The sequence below is a fragment of the Mycobacterium sp. E2989 genome, assembly GCF_001667595.1.
Classification (GTDB): domain Bacteria; phylum Actinomycetota; class Actinomycetes; order Mycobacteriales; family Mycobacteriaceae; genus Mycobacterium.
Genome location: NZ_LZJX01000112.1, coordinates 1 through 17,654 on the forward strand (window position 1 = coordinate 1; position 17,654 = coordinate 17,654).

Here is a 17,654-nt window from a genome sequence, read left to right on the forward strand (position 1 = left end):
CTGAGGGTCTTTGCGCTGGCTGTGCTGGCTCGTGGCGGCGATCAAGCGGCGAGCGGGGACCGGGTCCTTGGCGCCCTTGACGTACACCATCTCCGGATCTGAAAGGGTCGCGGCGTCGTCGACCAGCCGCGCGGTCGACTCGCTGAGCATCACCCCGCCCGGCGGCGCCACCGACTCCATGCGCTGCGCCATGCCCACCTGCTCGCCGATGGCCGTGTAACCCAGGGCGCCGGATCCGATCTCGCCGGCGATCACCTGACCCGAATTCAGGCCCACCCGTAGCTGCAGCTCGACCTTGTCCCTGCGCGCGACTTCGCCAGCCACCAGCGCGGCCTCAGCCTGGATCCCCAGGGCTGCCAGACAGGCGCGAAAAGCGTGGTCCTCCAAGGCGATCGGCGCACCGAACACCGCCATGATGCCGTCGCCGGTGAACTTGTCCACCCTGCCGCCGAACCTCTGTACCACCGTCGCCGCGCGCTCGACGAGTTCGCCCATGATCTCGCGGAGCCGTTCCGGACCCACCGCGGCGGCGATATCCATCGAGTGCACGACGTCGGCGAACAGCACGGTCACCTGCTTGTACTCCGCAGCCGCCGGACTGGCCGTGAGCTGCGATCCGCACTCGTCGCAGAACTTGGCGGTGGCGCGCAGTTGAGCGCTGCATGACGGGCAAGCCAGGTTCGACGTCGTCACCGAGCACCACCCATCCAGGTCGTACCACCCCGGCTGTTAACAATAGGGGGCTTGGCGGTGCGAAACCCGGCTATCGGCGCTTTGCTGTAAGCGCCGCGCTACGCCGCGACTAGGGGTCTGGCACCGGATGGTGCGGGTGACCGCTGTGCCGGATGGCCGTGCCGACGAACGGCGCCTTGATGGTGGCGGCCAGGTGATGGCGATAGCGGATCAGCGCGGCGACCGCCACCACGGTGTAGACGGCACAGAGCAGCAGCCGGCCGTGCGTCGAGGCGATCGGGAACTGCACGACGAACAGGCCCAGTAGCGTGCACGCCGCGGCGCGCTGGAAGCGCAGCGCCAACAGCAGCGCGACGCCCATCATGGTTTGGGTGGCGGTCAGCAGCACTTCCTCCACCTGACGCGGGTCGAGCTGCAGCGAGAACCCACCGCCGCCCAGCAGGTGGGCGATCGGTAGCGACCCGATCAGCAGCGTCCACTGGTTGACCTTGGAGGAGATCAGGGTGGCGATGGCCGCGGTGCCCTTGCCCCGGGCGGCGAAGATGGTGGCCACGATGAACTCCGGGGCCTCGGACGCGAGCGGGGCGAGCCACTGGACCAGCAGGAAACGGTCGACGCCCAGCTCGGTGCCCGCGGCGACCAAGTTGTCGGCGAACGGCTTGGCGCATAGCAGGATCACCGCGCCGGACGCCAGGAAGAGGCCGACGACGACGATGCGCCGCCCGCGATCGGGCAGCTCGCCGAGGGCGGCGGCCGTCCCGATCAGATCGGGCTCCTCCACGTCGCCGTGGCTGACCTTGTACAGGTAGAAACCGAACCAGGCCAGCAGCGCCAGCCCCAGGCCGAAATGGATCTGGCCGCTCGCCGGAATCGCGAAGGCGATGACCCCGGCGATCAGCAGGAAGCCGAGTTCGACGCGATTGGTCGGTTGCAGCGCCAGACCTTTGCTGTCCTTGGCACCGGCCTTGCGGGCCACCATGATGCTGACCAACACCACCACCGGCCAACCCAGCCCCATCAGCAACCGGTTCGAGCCCGTCATGTTGGCCGCGGCGTATTGCGTGTACTCGGCGTTGTGGCCGGAGACGTACGCGTAGTACAGGTCGACGGCGTATTCGGGCAGCACCGCGATCAACGCCAGGATCGCGGTCGCCAGCCCACCCGAGACGTCGATCTGCGCGGTCTCCGCCGCCCAGGCCAGCAGGAAGCTCGCCGACACGACGGCGGCCCCATAGATCAACAGGGCAACGACCGGGTCCGGGTGCAGTCCGACGATGCGGATGATCAGCGCGGGGGCGACAAACGCGGCGGTGATCAGCCCCGACCGGGTCAGGGTGCGATGCCGCGACCGCGCTGCCGTCGCGGTGGCGACCGCGGCCCTGTCGCTGGCGAGCATCGTCATCCTTCGATCGGGAGGGGTGGCGAATTGGAACGGCTACTCCGGCTGGATTAGCCGTGCCTAACGCCTTCCCAAACTACCCGCCGAGCGCGTGGCCAGCAACGCCGTCGATCAGGCGGGCGTGGACGCAACCGGACGCATCTTTGCTGGCCAGAAGCGCAGCATTGGAAAGTTAGGCGGTCCTGATTTCGAAGTTTGGCAAACCTTTCGGACCGAAAACCGCCCCTACCCAGTGCGACGCGCCGCGAGCGAGCAGCTTCGCCCTACTTGTCCGGGCCCATCGCCGCCGCCGCGGCCTGTGCGAACAGTTCGACCGCTTGGTTGCGGGTGAGCGACGCCAGCATCTGTTCGGCGGCGCGCATCATGTCGCCGACCATCAGGGTCGGCCCGTTGCCCAGGTTCTCGAACGCTTCCGCGATGACGTCCGGCACGGCCGCCGCGCCCGGCGGCACCTCGTCGAGCGAAGCGATCTGGCCGCGGCTGTGCTCGAGCTGCCGCAGGGCGGGCGTATCGGTCTTGCCCAGGATCAGGCCGAGGACGTCGACGCCCTGGCCGTGCAACTCGGCCCACAGTGCCTCGGCGAAGACCATGTCGAACGCCTTCGTCGCGCCGTAGGCGACCATGTTCGCCCCACCGGCCAGGCCGGCGCCGGAGCCGAACAACACGATCCCGCCCCGCCCGCGCTCCACCATGCCGGCGGCGAAGTGGTGGCACAGCTGCATCGGCACCATGCAGTTGCGCTGAACCATCGCCTCGGCAACTTCGATCGGATTGGCCAGGAACGGTTCGAAGTTCGGGTCGGCGCCCGCGCAGTACACCAGGATGCCGATCTCCAGGTCGGCGGTCGCCGCCGCGATCTCCGCCGCCGCGCCGGGTGCGGCCAGATCGATGGCGAGGGTGCGGGTGCCCGCCGAGGTGTCTTTCTCGATCGCGGCCGCGACTTCGTCGAGTACGGCTTGCCGACGGGCGAGGAGCACCACGTTGACGCCACGCTCGGCGAGCCCGCGGGCGAAGGCCGCGCCCACCCCATCCGAGGCGCCGGCCACCAGCGCCCACGGCCCGTACTTGGTTGCGAACGCCATCTACGGGCTCCCTACTGCGCTCACGCGCACGATGGTGAAGCGTCGCCGTGCGATGCGCCAACCGTCGGCGGTGCGGACGATGTCGTCGTCGTAATAGCCGATCCCGTTGGCGCCGGATTGGTTGTCGGCGAACATGATCAAGGCATCGACGTAGGTGCGCGCCGTCGCCTTATCGCCGTTTACCGTGATGACCTGGTTGGTCAACCGGTGCAGCGTATGGCCCGCCGGGGCATGCGTCTTGTCCATGAAGTCTGTGACGGCGTCGACGCCGCTCCACGCGCCGATCTCGCCGTAGTCGAGTTCGCAGTCCTCGGTGAACACCGTTCGAAACAGCGGCCAGTCACGCCGGTCGATCCCGGTCGCGTAGCGAACGAGCAGATCCGAAATTTGTTGGCGGTCGTCGTTTTCGCTCACGAGACGTCTCCATTCGGGTGGCCGGCCGTTTCACAGCACCACCCCCGCGCAAACGGGTTACTTTCTCGAATAATCGATATAGGATCTCGAATGTTCGCCTAACTCTAAATCGTGCGGTGATGGAGTCAAGCCATTCGCGGATCGACGTCTGCCCCCACTGCCCGGGTACTCGACGTCGTCGAGCTGCTGGCCCGGTCCGGAAACGCGCGGTTGCGGTTCTCCGACATCGTGCGGGAGCTCGATCTCACGCAGGCGACGGCGCACGCCATCCTGAAGACGCTGTGCGACCGGGGGTGGGCCAGCCGCGATCCGGTCGCCAAGACGTTCACCCTCGGCCCCGCGCTGGCCGTCGTCGCGGCGCGAACCGACACCGCTCGGCCGTTGGCGCACGCGGCCCGCGCGGCGGCGCTTCGCCTGTCCCGCGAGGTCGGCTACGCGTGTTCGGTGGTCGAGCGATTCGGGGATTCGCTGGTGCTCACCGCGGTTGAGGGCGAGCCCGCGACCCAGCCCTCCGGGATCCCGGGCGATCGAATCCCGTACGCCCCGCCGTTCGGCGTCGCGCTCGCCGCCTGGGACGACGAGGAGGAACAACGCGCGTGGATCCGCCGCGGTGCGGGCACCAACCCCGACCGCGCCCGGCGACTCGAGCAGGTGTTGCAACACACGCGCGAGCGGGGCTTCGACGTCGACTGGACGACGCCCGCGCTGGCCCAGGCCGCGCAGCTGGTCGGCACGCTGGATAGCGACGAGATGCCGACGCCGGTGCGCCACATCATGGACCAGTTGCTCGTCGAGTTCACCACCATCGGTTTCCTGTCCGACGACAACCCGGGCCGCCGCAAGCAACCCGTGGTGACCATCGCCGCGCCGGTTTTCGATGAACGACACGTTGCCCTGATGGTGGCCGTGCATCCGCTGTGTCCGTTGTCCGCGCGGCAGATTCGGCTCATCGGCGAGAAGCTCACCGCCGAAACGGCGGCGATCACGCAATCGCAACAGAAGGCGGTTAATCGCGCCGGCTAGGTAGTGATACGGATACGGGTTGTCATCACCAAAACCCCTGCGGCACAGCGAGCCTCATCGACGCAGGTCTGCCGACGAGCCGATGCAATCCGGCCGGATGAGGCGCTATGCCTCCTCGCGGCTGGGGACTCCCGCGTCGAAGGCGTTGAGCGTGACGGCAACCATGGAGAAGCAGCCCACCAGAAAGACGATCTCGGCGGCGCCTTGCTCGCCGAACCGCGCGACGGCCCCTCGATAGGTGGTCTCGGGCAGGACACCGCCGCGGTTGAGCGCCGCCGCCATGTCGTACGCGACGCGTTCGTCGTCGGTCAGGTCGGCGGGGCGCTCACCGGCGGCGATGGTGGCGATCTTGTCGTCGGACAGCCCCGCGCGGCGTGCGAAATACTCATGCCCGTAGATCTCGTAGCGCGCCCCGAACTTCGCGGCGGTGACCAGAATGACCAACTGATGGACGTTGCCGGGCAGTACGGCGTGCTCCCATAACGACCTGTTGAGAGCCCAAGCCGGCGAACCAAATTGGGGAAAGTGCAGCCAACCGTTGAACGGCCCGATCAGCGCGCCGTCGCCGCGGTATGCAACGAGTTCGCCGAAGCCGCTGTCGATTACGGCACGCATGTCGGCATAGAGGTCTTGCTGCGCGGCGGTCAAACCGCTCGGCGGCAACAGCGGAAGTCGCACCGGACCTCCTCACGTGATCGCGGTTGTTTCAACCCAGCCAATCCCCCGAATGCCGGCGCGTCCACGACGGGCTTTCGACCAGTGCTAGGTCACGCTTCCTACCGCAGGTAGGGCCGCTTAAGCTCGTCTGATGGAACTGCGGCAGCTGGGCTACTTCGTGGCGGTTGCCGAGGAGTTGCACTTCGGTCGAGCCGCCAGGCGGAAACACATTTCGGGACCGGCTCTCTCCCAACAGATCATCGCCCTCGAACGCGAGTTGGGGGCCGAGCTGTTCGCGCGAGACCGGCGCAGCGTCCGGCTGACCGAAGCCGGACGCACCCTGCTGCCGGACGCGCGGAGGATATTGGCCCTGGCCGACGACGCCAAGCACCGACTGCAGCTGGCGGCGGCCGAGAGCACGCCGGTGCGGCTGGGTTACGTCAGCTGGCTGCCCGACGACATCACCAGCCTGGTTGGGCCCGAGGTGGCGCTGCGGGTCGACGAATGGGTGCTGCCGTCGCACGCGCAGGCCGACCGCGTGGCGGAGGGAACGCTCGATATCGCGCTGGCGTGGGTGACCGCCGAGCAGGTCAAGCAGCGCGGACTGACGGCATACCTGCTACGTGCCGAACCCCTGCAAGCCGTGCTTCCCGGCGTGGGATCACCGGAACCGATTGCCGCGCAACGGGTCAAGGTCCTGGTCGACGCCGACGAGTCGGCATGGTCGTCGTGGAATCGGTTCGCCGAGGAGTTCGCGGCCCACACGGGTGCGCGGATAGTCAGGATCGACGACGGCGGCGTCACCGGTGACGCCTTCTACGCCCACGTGCGCAGGATCGGCGCACCTGTGCTGGCCTCACCGAAGCGACATACCGCGGTGATTCCACCCAGCCTGGGCCAGCGACCCGTCGCCGCGCCGACACCCCTGTGGACGTGGTCGTTGTTGCACCGCCAAGACGACGACCGTTCCGGTGTGCGGGGGCTGGTGGACGCGCTGCTGACGACGGCGCGCGCCCGCGGTTGGCTCGCCCCGCCCACCGACCGGTGGTGGGCTCCTGCCGACGACCCGCACCGCGACGCCCTCGCCTCGGGCGCCGAACTGCGGTAGGAACTCCGGTCGAGCACTGGTAAGAGATCGGTCCTGGACTCCCGTGTCGTTGCCGCGCTTCAGTGGAGGCAACGACGGGAGGACCAAACCCCATGACACAGAACTACGTTGTCGACGATCTTGCCGGCTTCGTCGTCGGCGCCCGCCAAGAGGACCTGAGCGGACAACCCCGGGCCTTGCTGAAACGCAACGTGCTGGACAGCGTCGCCTGCGCCGTCGGCTCGCTGGACGGTGAGCTGATCGCCACGATCCGCGAACACACCGACCAGTTCAGCGGCGTCCCCACCGCGACGCTCGTCGGCGGCGGCCGGGCCTCGGTCGATCAGGCGGCGTTCTTCAACGCGGTCCTGGTGCGCTACCCGGACCTGCTCGACACCTATCTGACGGTGGGCGGACTGTGCCATCCGGCCGACAACTTCGGGGCGATCCTGGCGGTGGCCGAGCACGTCAACGCCACCGGGGCGGATTTCCTACTGGCCCTGGCGGTCGCCTACGAGATCCAATGCCGGTTCAGTGCCCAGGTTCCCGTGATGGCGCGCGGGCTCAATCACGCCCTGCAACTGGCGATGTCGGTCGCGGCGGGATCGGCCAAACTGATGGGGCTCGACGCGGAGCAAACCGCCAACGCGATTGCCGCCGCAACCGCCGACAACGTGTCACTCGCGGCCGTGCACGCCGAGCCGGTCTCGAACTGGAAAGGCATCTCACCGGCGATCACCGGCATGCGCGCGGTGTACACGACGATGTTGGCCGCCCGCGGCGTCACCGGGCCCAAGGCCCTGTTCGAAGGCCCGCACGGCCTGGTGCGGCTCTTCGACCAGCCCATCGACTTTCACACCGACGACCGCACGCTCGCCTGCGTGGAGCAGACCTACCTCAAGCAGTACTGCTCACTTATCCACGGGCAGGCCATCATTGACGCGGTCTTGGCGATCCGCGGCGAAAACGACCTGCGCGGAGAGGACGTCGCGCGGGTGACCGTCGAGGTCTTCCAGGGCGCCTACGACTTCGCCGGCGGGGGCGAGTACGGCGCCAAGGATCACCCGCTGACCAAGGAGCAGGCCGACTACAACCTGAAATATCTCAGCGCGGTGGCGCTGCTGGACGGGGGCGTCGGTCCCGCGCAGATCGAGTCGGATCGCCTGTTGCGCGGCGACGTTCAGGACTTGCTATCCCGGGTCGACGTCAAGCCCGCGCCCGACCTGACCGCGGCCTACCCGCAACGCACCGCGGCCCGCGTGCACGTGGTAATGCGTGACGGGCGGGAATTCAGCCGCGAGCAGAGCGATTACGAGGGGTCGCCCACCCGGCCCATGACGTGGGAGCGCGTCGTCGACAAGTTCGGTTGGCTGGCCGAGCCGTTCTGTGGCGAGACGCTGCGCGACGACATCGTCGCGGCCGTCGATCACCTGGACGAGATCCCCGTCGCGGAGTTCGCCGCGTTGCTCGGCGCGGTCAGCCCAAGCGCCGAACGTCGGCGCAGCAGGGTGCGCTTCTGACCCCGCCCCCTTGCGTGGTGCGCCACGGGCGTTGAATGATCGGCCATGCGCAAAGATCGTGGCATCAATCGGTGGGAGCTGGTCACCTGCGCGATCGCGGGGCACGCCACCTATGCGCCCGAGGAACAGGACCTCGCCGCCCGGTTGAGCGGCACCACCGGACTCGGCGAGGTGTGGCGCTGCCTGCGCTGCGGTGAATTCACCGTGGGCGAGCCGCACGGCCGGGGACGCGCCGAGGATGCGCCGATGATCATGCGCGGCAAGGCTTTACGCCAGGCCATCATCATCCGGACCCTCGCCGTGGAACGCCTGTTCCGGGCGGTGGTGATCGCGCTCGCCGCGTACGCGGTGTGGAAGTTCCGCGGCGCGCGGGGGGCCATTCAGGCGACCCTGGACCGAGACCTGCCGATCTTCCGCGCGGCCGGGTTCAAGGTCGACCAGATGACGATCGTGCACGAGCTGGAAAAGGCGCTGGCGGCAAAGCCATCCACGCTGGCCCTGCTCACCTTGATGCTGGCCGGGTACGCGCTGATCGAGGTCATCGAAGCCGTCGGCCTGTGGTTGCTGAAGCGCTGGGGCGAGTACTTCGCGGTGATCGCCACCTCGGTCTTCCTGCCTCTGGAAATCCACGACCTCGCCAAGGGCATCACGATGACCCGGGTGGTCACCTTCGCCATCAACGTGGCCGCCGTGGTCTACCTGCTGTTCTCGAAACGCCTGTTCGGCCTGCGTGGCGGCCGCGCGGCCTACGACGAGGAACGCCGGGGCGAACAGCTTCTCGACGTCGAAAAGGCCGCGGCGAGCGCCTGACGAGGAAACAACGATGGGCACTTATGCGATCACCGGATCGGCTTCCGGGATGGGCCAGGAGACCGCGCGGCGGCTGAGGGCAGACGGGCACAACGTGATCGGTGTCGACATCAAAGACGCCGACATCGTCGCCGACCTGTCGACGCCGCACGGACGTCAAGGGGCCGCCGACGGCGTTCTGGCGGCCGCGGGCGGCAAACTCGACGGCGCCGTGCTGGCCGCCGGCCTGGGGCCCAGCCCCGGCCGGGACCGGATACGCCAGATCGCCCAGGTCAATTACTTCGGCGTCGTCGAGCCGCTGCTCGCCTGGCGCCCGGCGTTGGTCGCGGCTGAACGCGCGAAAGTGGTGGTCGTGGCGAGCAACTCGTCGACGACCGTGCCCCTCGTCCCGCGCCGAGCGGTCAAGGCGTTGCTCGCACACGACGCTGACAAGGCCCTGCGGTCGGTGCGGCCGTACGGACCGGGCGCGCCGACGATGATCTACGCGGCGTCGAAAATCGCCGTCAGCCGGTGGGTGCGGCGACACGCGGTGCTGCCGGAGTGGGCGGGTTCGGGCGTCCGGCTGAACGCCCTGGCGCCCGGAGCCATCATGACGCCGTTGCTGCAGGAACAACTCGCGAATCCAAGGCAGGCCAAAGCCGTTCGGTCCTTCCCGGTCCCGATCGGGGGCTTCGGCGAGGCGCGGCACATGGCCGACTGGATGTGTTTCATGCTCTCCGATTCCGCCGAATTCCTCTGCGGGAGCGTCGTGTTCGTCGATGGCGGGACCGACGCGTATTTCCGTGCCGACGATTGGCCGAAAGCCCTACCCGTGCGCGCGTTGCCGGGCTACCTGCGCCGCTTCAGGCGTTCGTGACACCCGTCGGGTGTGGGCCTCGCCACAATGCGGCTTTTCGTGGCGTTAACCCCGGCGCGGCGCATGCGTAAAGCGACCCCGGTGGAATTCAATGGATCGGCGCACAGGCCGAACAGACGAAGGATCGAAACCGTGGCGACACTGCCGTCTTGGATCAGCCAGCACCCGCCCCGTCTCGCCGTGGTGACGCCGCTGAAGGCGCGCGCCTGTCACGCGTTGCACGCGGTGCTGCGCAGCGAATCACCCCGCCCCGGCGTGACCCTCATGCGGCGGGGCGCCGAGCGCTGCTGACGCCGCCGCCTACCGCGGCGCATCGGCTGAACCCGTCGCGCGCTCGCGTTCCCGTCGACGCGCCCGCGAGGCGCGCAGATTGGCGGCGTTGCCGCACGTCTTGACGTCGTGCCACACCCCGCTGTTGTTCTTTGAGCGGTCGTAGAACGTCGACGCGCAGCGGTGGTTGTGGCACTGCTTTAGCCGCCGCCAGGTATCGGCGTGCTGGCTGAGCAGAATCTCGGCCCACAGCGCCGAGGCGAGCCAACGCCAGCCGGTGCCGGCGGGGTCCAGCCGCACCTCGCCGGCGTCGGATATCCGCAGGGATGCGGGAACCGGGCCGCCATCGCGTCCGCTCGCGGGCTCACCCGCGACCAGTGAGCCGATCCTGGACCGCAACGCGCGCAGCCTGGCCAGGTCCGTCTCGCCCAGCACGGGCGGGGGCAGCTCCACGCCGCGCGCGGCCGACCAGGCGCGCACCGCGCCCGCCACCCAGTCGCGGGCGAGCGTGGGGTCGGCGAGCAGGTCCGGCCCGTATCCCGCGATGTCCCTCGTGTTGAGGAAGTCGTGCACCAGGGCCAGCCCGCCCGGCGCCGGGGCTATGCCGTAGCGCTGTGACGCAGACCATGAAATAGACATAACTAAAAGATACTTGCATATGTCATCGCCGGCAACTACGGTGACAGAATCAAAGTCGCTACACATACGTCAAGGAGTGCGGATCATGGTAAACATCAAGGGGTCGACGGTTGTGGTCACCGGCGGGCAGCGCGGGCTCGGCAAGGCCATCGTGGACGAGTTCTTGCGGCGCGGCGCGGCCAAGGTGTACGCGACGGCGCGGGCGCCGAAGCGCAGTGATGACCCCCGCGTGGTCAGCCTGGAGTTGGACGTGACCAGGCCGGAGTCCGTTGCGGCCCTGGCTATCTCGGCGCCGGACGCCGAGATCGTGATCAACAACGCGGGCGTGCTCAGCGGGCGCAAGCTGCTCGACAGCGACATCGAGGACGTGCGCGCGGTGTTCGAGACCAACTACTTCGGTGCGCTTCGGGTCGCCAAGGCGTTCGCGCCGATCCTGGCCCGCAACGGTGGTGGCGCCCTGGTCGACATCGCCTCGATCCTGTCCTGGATGCCCGGCTCCGGCGCCTACGGTGACTCCAAGGCGGCTCTGTGGTCGACGACGAACTCGCTGCGCATCGAACTCGAGAAGCAGGGCACCCTGGTCGTCGCCGCGCACCTCAGCTTCACCGACACCGACATGGCCGCCGGCTTCGACGCGCCCAAGAACGACCCGCGTGAGGTCGCGCGCGCCATCGTGGACGGCATCGAACGCGACGAGGCCGAGGTGCTGGCCGACGACGACACCCGCTACGTCAAGGCCGCGCTGTCCGGACCGGTCGAGGCACTGCCCCGGATGCCCTGACCTGCCGGACGCATGAAGGTCTGCCCGAAGGCAGATCCCCGTCTTAAGACGGTGGGTCAATCAGGCCCTTGCGGATGGCCTCGCCCAAAAATGGGCTTGCTGCACTTCGGGCAGACCACCGGGTTACCCGGCACCCACCACGCTCGCACCGGTCCGGCGGCGCTTCGACGGCCGAAGGTCCTCAATCCTTCGGTCGAAGGTCACAATCCATCGGGGCGCCGCGGCCGGTCGACGTGTTTGGATAGCGATATGTCCGACATGGAAGCCGAACGCATCGTGAGCGCCACCCGCGTGATCGCGGCCAACGCCGCCCGGATCTTCGAGCTGATCGCCGATCCCGCTCGCCAGCCCAGCTGGGACGGCAACGACAACCTCGCCTCGTCGGCCCCCGGACAACGCGTCCGTGGCGTAGGCGACGTGTTCAAGACGACGCTGACCAACGGCGCCGTGCGCGAGAACCACGTGGTGGAATTCGTCGAGGGCAGCAAAATCGCTTGGCGCCCCGCGGAACCCAGGAAGGAACCGCCCGGTCACCTCTGGCGTTGGGAGCTCAGCCCGGTGAACGCCGAACTCACCACGGTGACCCACACCTACGACTGGACGGCGCTGACCGATGCCACCCGCATGGAGCGCGCTCGCGCGACGACGCCGGACATGTTGCGCGAATCCATCGACCGGCTCGCGGTTGTCGCGCAAACCCCCGATGCGGGAGGGCAAGCCTGACATGGCCCTCCCCCCACCGGGCGACGACCGCGCGGCCATCATCACCGGCGCTTCGTCGGGCATCGGCGAACAGTTCGCTCAAATCCTCGCCCGGCGCGGCCACCACGTCGTGCTGGTCGCCCGCAGCGCCGACCGACTCGAGGCGCTCGCCGGGCGGCTGGGCGAGCGAGCGCACCCCCTACCGGCCGACCTGTCCGACCGAACGGAACGAGCCGCCCTGCCCGACCGCATCTCGGCCCTCGGGCTGGTGCCCGACATCCTGGTCAACAACGCCGGGTTCTCCACCCTGGGCGTCGTGGCGAAATCCGTTCCCGCACAAGAGGTCAACCTGGTCGAGGTCGACGTGGCGGCCGTCGTGGACCTGTGCAGCCGGTTCCTGCCGGGCATGGTGGACCGCCGTCGAGGCGCCGTGCTGAATGTGGCGTCGGTGGCCGGCTTCGGGCCGCTGCCCGGCCAAGCGGCGTATGGCGCCGCCAAGGCGTTCGTGCTGTCCTACACGCACAGCCTGCGCGGTGAGCTGCGCGGCACCGGAGTCGGCGCGACGGCGCTGTGCCCGGGGCCGGTGGACACCGGGTTCGGGGAGGCGGCCGGCTTCTCCAAGGAGGAAGCCGAGGCCGCCCTGCCGCGGGTGATGTGGGTGCCCGCCGACCAGGTGGCGCAGGCCGGGATCGACGGGCTGGCGGCCGGCAAGGCGGTCGTCGTTCCGGGTCGGGTGAACCGCGTGGCGGCGGCCCTGTTCCGGGTCACGCCGCCCGAACTGCTGTTGCCGCTGCTGACGCGGGGTCACCCCGCGATGAAAAAGCAATGAGGCGAGCCTGATTCAGCCCTTCTTGCCGCGCACCCATTGAACCGTGCCGTAGTTCTTCACCCGCACGCTGACGAATCCGTGGTCTTCCAAGATGTCGCCGATCTCGTCGTCGTCGAAGACGTGCGCGCCGACGTTCGGCAGCTTCTGGAACAGCCGCGCGGCCGGGCCGACGGTGGGCACCATCACGGCCAGCCTGCCGCCCGGCCGCAGCACTCGCGCCATCTCGCCGAGCGCTATCGCGGGGTGCGGGATCAGTTGCAACACGGCGGTGGAGATGACCGCGTCGACCGTGTCGTCGCGCAGCGGAAGTCGTTGCGCGTCAGCCTTGATGAAGCCGACCTGGGGCCCCGCTTCGTTGCGGACGGCGCGCGCGAGCATGGGCTCGGAGATGTCGATGCCCAGGGCCAGCCCGTCGGGGCCGGCCGCGCGTGCCAGCGACGCGGTCACGTTGCCGGGCCCGGATCCGACGTCCAGCGCGATGCCGCCCGGCGGGATGTTCAGCCACTCGAGCGGGGTCTGCCAGGCGCTGATCAGCCGCCGCGACAGGGCCTGGGCGTTGTCGTAGAGCATCGACCCGATCGGTGACGCCCACGCCGCCTGGATCGGCCCGGTGTTCCTCGCGACGCCGTCGGCCTCGGCGGATTCGGCGCCCAACAGATCGAGGTAGCCCTTGCTCACGTCGGGATCCGCCGGTGGTTCGGCGAGCAGTTCCAGCGCTCGCCGCAGGGCGGGCGGCAGCGAGATGTGCACGTCGGTCATGCGTACTCCTTCGGCGAAAAGCCAAGCTGTAGGCCGGAATCGAGGCCCACCGGCAGCCTACGCCGAGCCGCGCTTGGTCACCGCCCTGACGATCGCGTGCTCGCGCACCAGGGAGTACAGCCGCCACTGGCCGGGCACGCCCTTGAGCGCGCTCTCGCCGCGATCATCGAAGCGGTGTCGCGATCCGGTGACGATGTCGCGCAGCGTGGAGGACACCAGCACTTCGCTGGGGCCGGCGAGCGCGGCGACCCGCGCGCCGATGTGCACGGCCATGCCGGCGACGTCGTTGCCGCGCACCTCGACTTCGCCGGCGTGGATGCCCACCCGCACCTCGATGCCCAGCACTCGGACCGCGTCGACGATGGCGTCGGCGCACGCGATCGCGGCGCTCGGGCTGCTGAACGTGGCGACGAATCCGTCTCCGGCCGTGTTGACTTCGCGCCCGGCGAACCGCTGCAGCTCGTGGCGCACCAGGGTGTCGTGGTTGTCCAGCAGGTCGCGCCAGCGGTGGTCGCCGAGGATCGCGGCCCGCTCGGTGGAGCCGACGATGTCGGTGAACACGATCGTGGTGAGCAGGCGCTCGGCATCGGAACCGCCGCGCACGCCGGTGATGAACTCCTCGATCTCGTCGAGCATGGGCGCGGTGTCGCCGACCCAGTACAGGGTGTCCCCGCCGGGGCACTCGACGAGGCGCGCGCCGGGGATGTGCTCGGCGAGGTAGTGCGCGTGCTCGACCGGGCTGAAGTCGGGGTTGTCGCGATGCAGGATCAGGGTCGGCACGGCGATGCGGGGCAACCGGTCGCGGACGTCGCCCTCCCTGACCTTGTTGATGAACGCGCGGGCCATGCTGGGTGACGCGGCCCGGTTGCCGGCCATGTCCCACCACGCGCGGAACGCGTCGTCGCCCGCCACGGACGGGGCGATGATGCCCAGCATGTCGAAGCCCTGCTCGACGGCGTCGGGCTCCATCCCGACGGTCGTGAATTGATCCGCGTCCGCGAGTTCCGCACCGATCGGGTAATCGGGGCCACGCAGCGTGCGGGCCGCGCCGTTGGCGATGACCAGGCTGGTCACCCGCTCGGGATGGTCGGCCGCCAGCACGATCCCGGCCAGCGAGGTGAAGCCCGGGGCGAAGATCGTCGCCCGCTCGCATCCCACCGCGTTCATCACCGCTATCGCGTCCTGCGCCCACGACTCCGGGCCCAGCATGTCGGACGGGACCCGCGACGACAGGCCGATGCCGCGCTGGTCGAACCGGATCACCCGGCAGAACGAGGCGAGCCGGCGATGAAAGCGGTACATCGACGGCTCGAGGTCGACGCAGTCGATCGGGATCAGCGGGCCCGGCAGCACGAGCAGGTCGATCGGACCATCGCCGAAGACCTGGTAGGCGATGTCGATCTCGCCGCAAGTGGCGTACCGGGTCCGCGGAGCCGCGGAACTCCCAGCCACGCATTCAAGGCTAGTGCAGGCCACCGACAGGCCGGAACCGGTCAGCGGCGGATGACCGGCACCAGATAGCGGGCGGCGTACTCCCGGACGGCCGCGGGATCCGCCGTGTCGAGCCGGTCGGTGGGGAAGACGATGATGCCGAGCGCGACGCGCAGCAGGATGTCCGCGATGTCGGCCAGGTCGCGGTCGGGAATGGCGGACCCGCACCGGCGCAGGGTGTGGGCGATGCCGTCGGCGAACTGGCCGATGGGGAAGGCCTGCGAGCGGGAGAACATGCCGAGCAACTCGGGCTCGCTCTCGGCGATCCGCGAGTACAGCGGCGAGTCGTGGACCAGGCGGACGCCGAGCGCGAACGCCTCGACGACGGCCTGCTGCGGGTCGCAGCCGGCGGTGGCCCGGTCCAGCGTGGTGAAGAACGCCTCGGCCTCGCGCCGCACGACGTGCCCGAACAGGACGTCCTTGGTGGGGAAGCGCCGGTACACGGTGCTGCGGCTGACTCCGGCCCGGGCGGCCACGTCTTCGATGTTGGCCCGGCGCACGCCGTAGGTCTCGAAGACGGTGCGGGCGGTGTCCAAAATCGCGCGCTCGAGCTCGGAGGCTTCGGCGAGGTTGCCGTCAAGGCTGTGGCTCCGCATGGCCTGACGACCCCCATGGCAATCTCGACACCAGATTTGACACAAAGATACGCATTTGTTTCTCTGGTTCACAACTTGGGTGCGGGGGCGAGGAGTCGGGATGACAGCGCAGCGGGACTTCGACACCGGCGTGCGGGAGGCGTTGCCGATGCCGGTCGACGACACCGACGACGTTGCGCGGCTGGGGCCCGAGTCGCTGATCTGGAAGTTCTACGGGGACAACCGCACCCAGTTCTTCGGATTCCAGCGCACCGCCGGTGTGGAGAACTGCATCGAACAGCTCGCCCAAGGCGTGCTCGACCACTCGGTGGTCTTCAGTGACACGCTGGGGCGGGCCAAGCGGACCGCGCCGCCGCTGATGAAGACCGTCTACTCCGACGAACCCCGCGAGTGGGGACGCAAGGTCCGCGACTTCCACACCACGATCAAGGGGACCATCGCCGACGGCTCGAGGTACCACGCGCTCAACCCCGAACTGTTCTACTGGGCGCACGCCAGCTTCGTCGACCAGGTCATCTACAACACCGACACGTTCATCCGCCGCCTCTCGGATGCGGAGAAGGAGCGAATCTTCAACGAGGGCAAGGTGTGGTACGGCCTCTACGGGGTCAGCGACCGCGCCCAACCGCAGACTTACGACGAGTTCCTCGCCTATTGGGACGAGATGCTCGAGCGGTTCGTCCCGCACAAGACCGTCTTGTACGGCACCGGTTACATCCGGAAGGGCATCCCCGGCCCGCGCTGGCTGCCGAAGCCGGTTTGGAAGGTGTTGTCCGCCCCGCTCAACGCCTACACCCGCCTGGTCTTGGTGGGGACCATGCCGCCGCAGATGCGCGAGGTCTGCCAGCTGGAGTGGAATGCGAAGAAGGAGAAGCGGTTCCAGCGGTTCGCCGCCGCCATGCGCGCGCTCAACCCACTGATCAACCGGCTGCCCGTCGGCGCGATCTACACGCCGTGGGCCGCCGAGGCGTGGCGACGGGCGGGCGTCGACCCGCGCCGACTGCACAACCGCGCCGCCTAACCGATGCGCAGCAGCCGTTCGGCGTTGCCGTGCGCGATCTTCTCCCGATCGGCGGCCGGCAGCGTCGTCCGCTCGAACCCGTCGACCGCCTCGCGGGACGACTCGTAGGGGTAGTCGACCGAGAACATCAACGCGTCGGCCCCCACTTCCAGCACCGCTCCCAGCATGACGGCCGGCGAGAAGACCCCGCTGTTGGTGAAGACGATGTTGGTGCCGAGGTAGGCCGACGGCGCGCGCGCCAGCGTGGTGGTCGTCGCGACCGTCGCATACCGGGAGTCCAGCCGGCTGCGCTGAAACGGCAGGAACTCGCCCATGTGGCCCAGGATCAGCGTCGCGCCGGGATGCCGATCGAAGACGCCGCCGAAGAGGATGCGCAACGCGTGCCCGCTCACCTCGGCCGCCCAACTCCAGGTCGCGCCGTACAGTTCCGGACGGCCATCGATGACCCGCCAGCGATCCGCGGGCGGCGCGCCCGGGTGTAGATAGAGCGGCACGCCAAGGGATTCCACCGCCGACCACAGTTCGTCGTAGGCGGGCGCGTCCAAATAGCGCCCGCCCGGCCCGCTGATGCAGTCGTTGACCAGCGCCCCGCAGAACCCGTCCTGGGTGACGGCGCGCTCCAGCTCGGCCGCCGCGGCGGCGGGGTCCTGCAGCGGTAGGGCCGCGAACCCGCGGAACCGATCGGGATGCTGGGCAACGACTTTCGCGAGGTAGTCGTTGGCGAACCGCGCGTCCCCGCGGGCCCGCTCGGCATCGAGGTCGACCTGCAGGCCCGGCGACGTCAGGGACAACACCTGGATGTCGATGCCCGCGTCGTCCATCTCCGGCAGGCGGTATTCGGTGAAGTCGGACAGCCGGCGCTCGTACTCCTCACCGATCCCGGGGCGCAGCAACCGCATCAACTGCTCATGGGCCGGCCGCAGCTCGGCCAGCTCGGGAATGAAGAAGGCCTCTTCCAGGGCGATGTACCGCATCGGTCCCCTTGCTCTCGCGGGTGGCACCACAGTCTATTTGCGCCGGCGCAC

At 68.9% G+C, this 17,654-nt stretch carries 20 protein-coding genes; 10 read left to right on the top strand and 10 right to left on the bottom strand.

From position 1 onward, the window contains the following. The 4 genes from A5680_RS19990 to A5680_RS20005 all read right to left on the bottom strand — a co-directional run. A partial coding sequence (locus A5680_RS19990) for an adenylate/guanylate cyclase domain-containing protein (protein ID WP_304442370.1) occupies positions 1-693 on the bottom strand: 693 nt, incomplete at its 3' end. A gap of 109 nt (positions 694-802) precedes the next feature. Beyond that, the gene (locus A5680_RS19995; protein ID WP_369827689.1) at positions 803-2,089 is read right to left on the bottom strand and encodes a sodium:proton exchanger; all 1,287 of its coding nucleotides are present in this window, start codon (positions 2,087-2,089) and stop codon (positions 803-805) included. 266 nt (positions 2,090-2,355) lie between these two features. Continuing rightward, a complete protein-coding gene (locus A5680_RS20000; RefSeq protein WP_067822430.1) occupies positions 2,356-3,174 on the bottom strand; it encodes an SDR family NAD(P)-dependent oxidoreductase in 819 nt (272 codons plus the stop codon). After that, a complete protein-coding gene (locus A5680_RS20005; RefSeq protein ID WP_055404915.1) occupies positions 3,175-3,588 on the bottom strand; it encodes a nuclear transport factor 2 family protein in 414 nt (137 codons plus the stop codon). A 132-nt stretch (positions 3,589-3,720) separates the two neighbouring features. Here A5680_RS20005 and A5680_RS20010 point away from each other — a divergent pair, with 132 nt between their 5' ends. Beyond that, positions 3,721-4,611: a helix-turn-helix domain-containing protein gene (locus A5680_RS20010; RefSeq protein WP_067822433.1), complete on the top strand. Its 891-nt coding sequence runs from the start codon at positions 3,721-3,723 to the stop codon at positions 4,609-4,611. A 105-nt stretch (positions 4,612-4,716) separates the two neighbouring features. On the opposite strand, the gene A5680_RS20015 is transcribed toward A5680_RS20010, so the two are convergent. Continuing rightward, positions 4,717-5,289 (bottom strand): carboxymuconolactone decarboxylase family protein, encoded by a 573-nt coding sequence (locus A5680_RS20015; RefSeq protein WP_055404914.1) that lies wholly within the window; start codon positions 5,287-5,289, stop codon positions 4,717-4,719. Positions 5,290-5,419: 130 nt separating this feature from the next. Between A5680_RS20015 and A5680_RS26490 the strand changes: the two genes are divergently transcribed. From A5680_RS26490 to A5680_RS26090, 5 genes are all read left to right on the top strand, one after another. Then, the gene (locus tag A5680_RS26490; protein WP_055404913.1) at positions 5,420-6,376 is read left to right on the top strand and encodes a LysR family transcriptional regulator; all 957 of its coding nucleotides are present in this window, start codon (positions 5,420-5,422) and stop codon (positions 6,374-6,376) included. A gap of 92 nt (positions 6,377-6,468) precedes the next feature. Beyond that, positions 6,469-7,875: an MmgE/PrpD family protein gene (locus tag A5680_RS20025; protein ID WP_067822436.1), complete on the top strand. Its 1,407-nt coding sequence runs from the start codon at positions 6,469-6,471 to the stop codon at positions 7,873-7,875. A gap of 45 nt (positions 7,876-7,920) precedes the next feature. Further along, positions 7,921-8,685 carry a DUF2127 domain-containing protein gene (locus A5680_RS20030; protein WP_055404911.1) on the top strand — a complete coding sequence of 255 codons (765 nt, stop codon included), beginning with the start codon at positions 7,921-7,923 and terminating at the stop codon, positions 8,683-8,685. A 13-nt stretch (positions 8,686-8,698) separates the two neighbouring features. Next, on the top strand, positions 8,699-9,541 hold the full coding sequence (locus tag A5680_RS20035; RefSeq protein WP_067822439.1) for an SDR family oxidoreductase: 843 nt from the start codon (positions 8,699-8,701) through the stop codon (positions 9,539-9,541). A 132-nt stretch (positions 9,542-9,673) separates the two neighbouring features. Further along, positions 9,674-9,832, top strand: coding sequence for a hypothetical protein (locus tag A5680_RS26090; RefSeq protein WP_197281310.1), 159 nt, complete (start codon positions 9,674-9,676; stop codon positions 9,830-9,832). A 9-nt stretch (positions 9,833-9,841) separates the two neighbouring features. On the opposite strand, the gene A5680_RS20040 is transcribed toward A5680_RS26090, so the two are convergent. Beyond that, positions 9,842-10,450, bottom strand: coding sequence for a CGNR zinc finger domain-containing protein (locus A5680_RS20040; RefSeq protein WP_231633872.1), 609 nt, complete (start codon positions 10,448-10,450; stop codon positions 9,842-9,844). An 85-nt stretch (positions 10,451-10,535) separates the two neighbouring features. Between A5680_RS20040 and A5680_RS20045 the strand changes: the two genes are divergently transcribed. From A5680_RS20045 to A5680_RS20055, 3 genes are all read left to right on the top strand, one after another. Next, positions 10,536-11,231, top strand: coding sequence for an SDR family oxidoreductase (locus A5680_RS20045; RefSeq protein ID WP_055404919.1), 696 nt, complete (start codon positions 10,536-10,538; stop codon positions 11,229-11,231). A 249-nt stretch (positions 11,232-11,480) separates the two neighbouring features. Further along, positions 11,481-11,954, top strand: coding sequence for an SRPBCC family protein (locus tag A5680_RS20050; RefSeq protein ID WP_055404909.1), 474 nt, complete (start codon positions 11,481-11,483; stop codon positions 11,952-11,954). Position 11,955: 1 nt separating this feature from the next. After that, the gene (locus A5680_RS20055) at positions 11,956-12,762 is read left to right on the top strand and encodes an SDR family oxidoreductase (RefSeq protein ID WP_055404918.1); all 807 of its coding nucleotides are present in this window, start codon (positions 11,956-11,958) and stop codon (positions 12,760-12,762) included. A gap of 12 nt (positions 12,763-12,774) precedes the next feature. Here A5680_RS20055 and A5680_RS20060 read toward each other — a convergent pair whose 3' ends face one another. From A5680_RS20060 to A5680_RS20070, 3 genes are read right to left on the bottom strand one after another with little or no spacing between them, the layout of a single operon-like run. Continuing rightward, positions 12,775-13,521, bottom strand: coding sequence for a methyltransferase domain-containing protein (locus A5680_RS20060; RefSeq protein ID WP_055404908.1), 747 nt, complete (start codon positions 13,519-13,521; stop codon positions 12,775-12,777). A gap of 57 nt (positions 13,522-13,578) precedes the next feature. Then, positions 13,579-14,973 (bottom strand): adenylate/guanylate cyclase domain-containing protein, encoded by a 1,395-nt coding sequence (locus A5680_RS20065; protein ID WP_055404907.1) that lies wholly within the window; start codon positions 14,971-14,973, stop codon positions 13,579-13,581. A gap of 41 nt (positions 14,974-15,014) precedes the next feature. After that, positions 15,015-15,608 carry a TetR/AcrR family transcriptional regulator gene (locus A5680_RS20070; protein ID WP_067822442.1) on the bottom strand — a complete coding sequence of 198 codons (594 nt, stop codon included), beginning with the start codon at positions 15,606-15,608 and terminating at the stop codon, positions 15,015-15,017. A 100-nt stretch (positions 15,609-15,708) separates the two neighbouring features. Between A5680_RS20070 and A5680_RS20075 the strand changes: the two genes are divergently transcribed. Then, positions 15,709-16,629, top strand: coding sequence for an oxygenase MpaB family protein (locus tag A5680_RS20075; RefSeq protein ID WP_067822445.1), 921 nt, complete (start codon positions 15,709-15,711; stop codon positions 16,627-16,629). On the opposite strand, the gene A5680_RS20080 is transcribed toward A5680_RS20075, so the two are convergent. Continuing rightward, a complete protein-coding gene (locus tag A5680_RS20080; RefSeq protein WP_067822448.1) occupies positions 16,626-17,603 on the bottom strand; it encodes an amidohydrolase family protein in 978 nt (325 codons plus the stop codon). The two genes, A5680_RS20075 and A5680_RS20080, sit on opposite strands and share 4 nt — an antisense overlap. Positions 17,604-17,654 lie beyond the last annotated feature (51 nt).

Coding starts and splice junctions, on each gene's coding strand:
- A5680_RS19995 (WP_369827689.1), bottom strand. CDS start 2,089: ATGCTCGCCAGCGACAGGGCCGCGGTCGCCACCGCGACGGCAGCGCGG.
- A5680_RS20000 (WP_067822430.1), bottom strand. CDS start 3,174: ATGGCGTTCGCAACCAAGTACGGGCCGTGGGCGCTGGTGGCCGGCGCC.
- A5680_RS26490 (WP_055404913.1), top strand. CDS start 5,420: ATGGAACTGCGGCAGCTGGGCTACTTCGTGGCGGTTGCCGAGGAGTTG.
- A5680_RS20025 (WP_067822436.1), top strand. CDS start 6,469: ATGACACAGAACTACGTTGTCGACGATCTTGCCGGCTTCGTCGTCGGC.
- A5680_RS20030 (WP_055404911.1), top strand. CDS start 7,921: ATGCGCAAAGATCGTGGCATCAATCGGTGGGAGCTGGTCACCTGCGCG.
- A5680_RS20035 (WP_067822439.1), top strand. CDS start 8,699: ATGGGCACTTATGCGATCACCGGATCGGCTTCCGGGATGGGCCAGGAG.
- A5680_RS20040 (WP_231633872.1), bottom strand. CDS start 10,450: ATGTCTATTTCATGGTCTGCGTCACAGCGCTACGGCATAGCCCCGGCG.
- A5680_RS20045 (WP_055404919.1), top strand. CDS start 10,536: ATGGTAAACATCAAGGGGTCGACGGTTGTGGTCACCGGCGGGCAGCGC.
- A5680_RS20050 (WP_055404909.1), top strand. CDS start 11,481: ATGTCCGACATGGAAGCCGAACGCATCGTGAGCGCCACCCGCGTGATC.
- A5680_RS20055 (WP_055404918.1), top strand. CDS start 11,956: ATGGCCCTCCCCCCACCGGGCGACGACCGCGCGGCCATCATCACCGGC.
- A5680_RS20060 (WP_055404908.1), bottom strand. CDS start 13,521: ATGACCGACGTGCACATCTCGCTGCCGCCCGCCCTGCGGCGAGCGCTG.
- A5680_RS20070 (WP_067822442.1), bottom strand. CDS start 15,608: ATGCGGAGCCACAGCCTTGACGGCAACCTCGCCGAAGCCTCCGAGCTC.
- A5680_RS20075 (WP_067822445.1), top strand. CDS start 15,709: ATGACAGCGCAGCGGGACTTCGACACCGGCGTGCGGGAGGCGTTGCCG.
- A5680_RS20080 (WP_067822448.1), bottom strand. CDS start 17,603: ATGCGGTACATCGCCCTGGAAGAGGCCTTCTTCATTCCCGAGCTGGCC.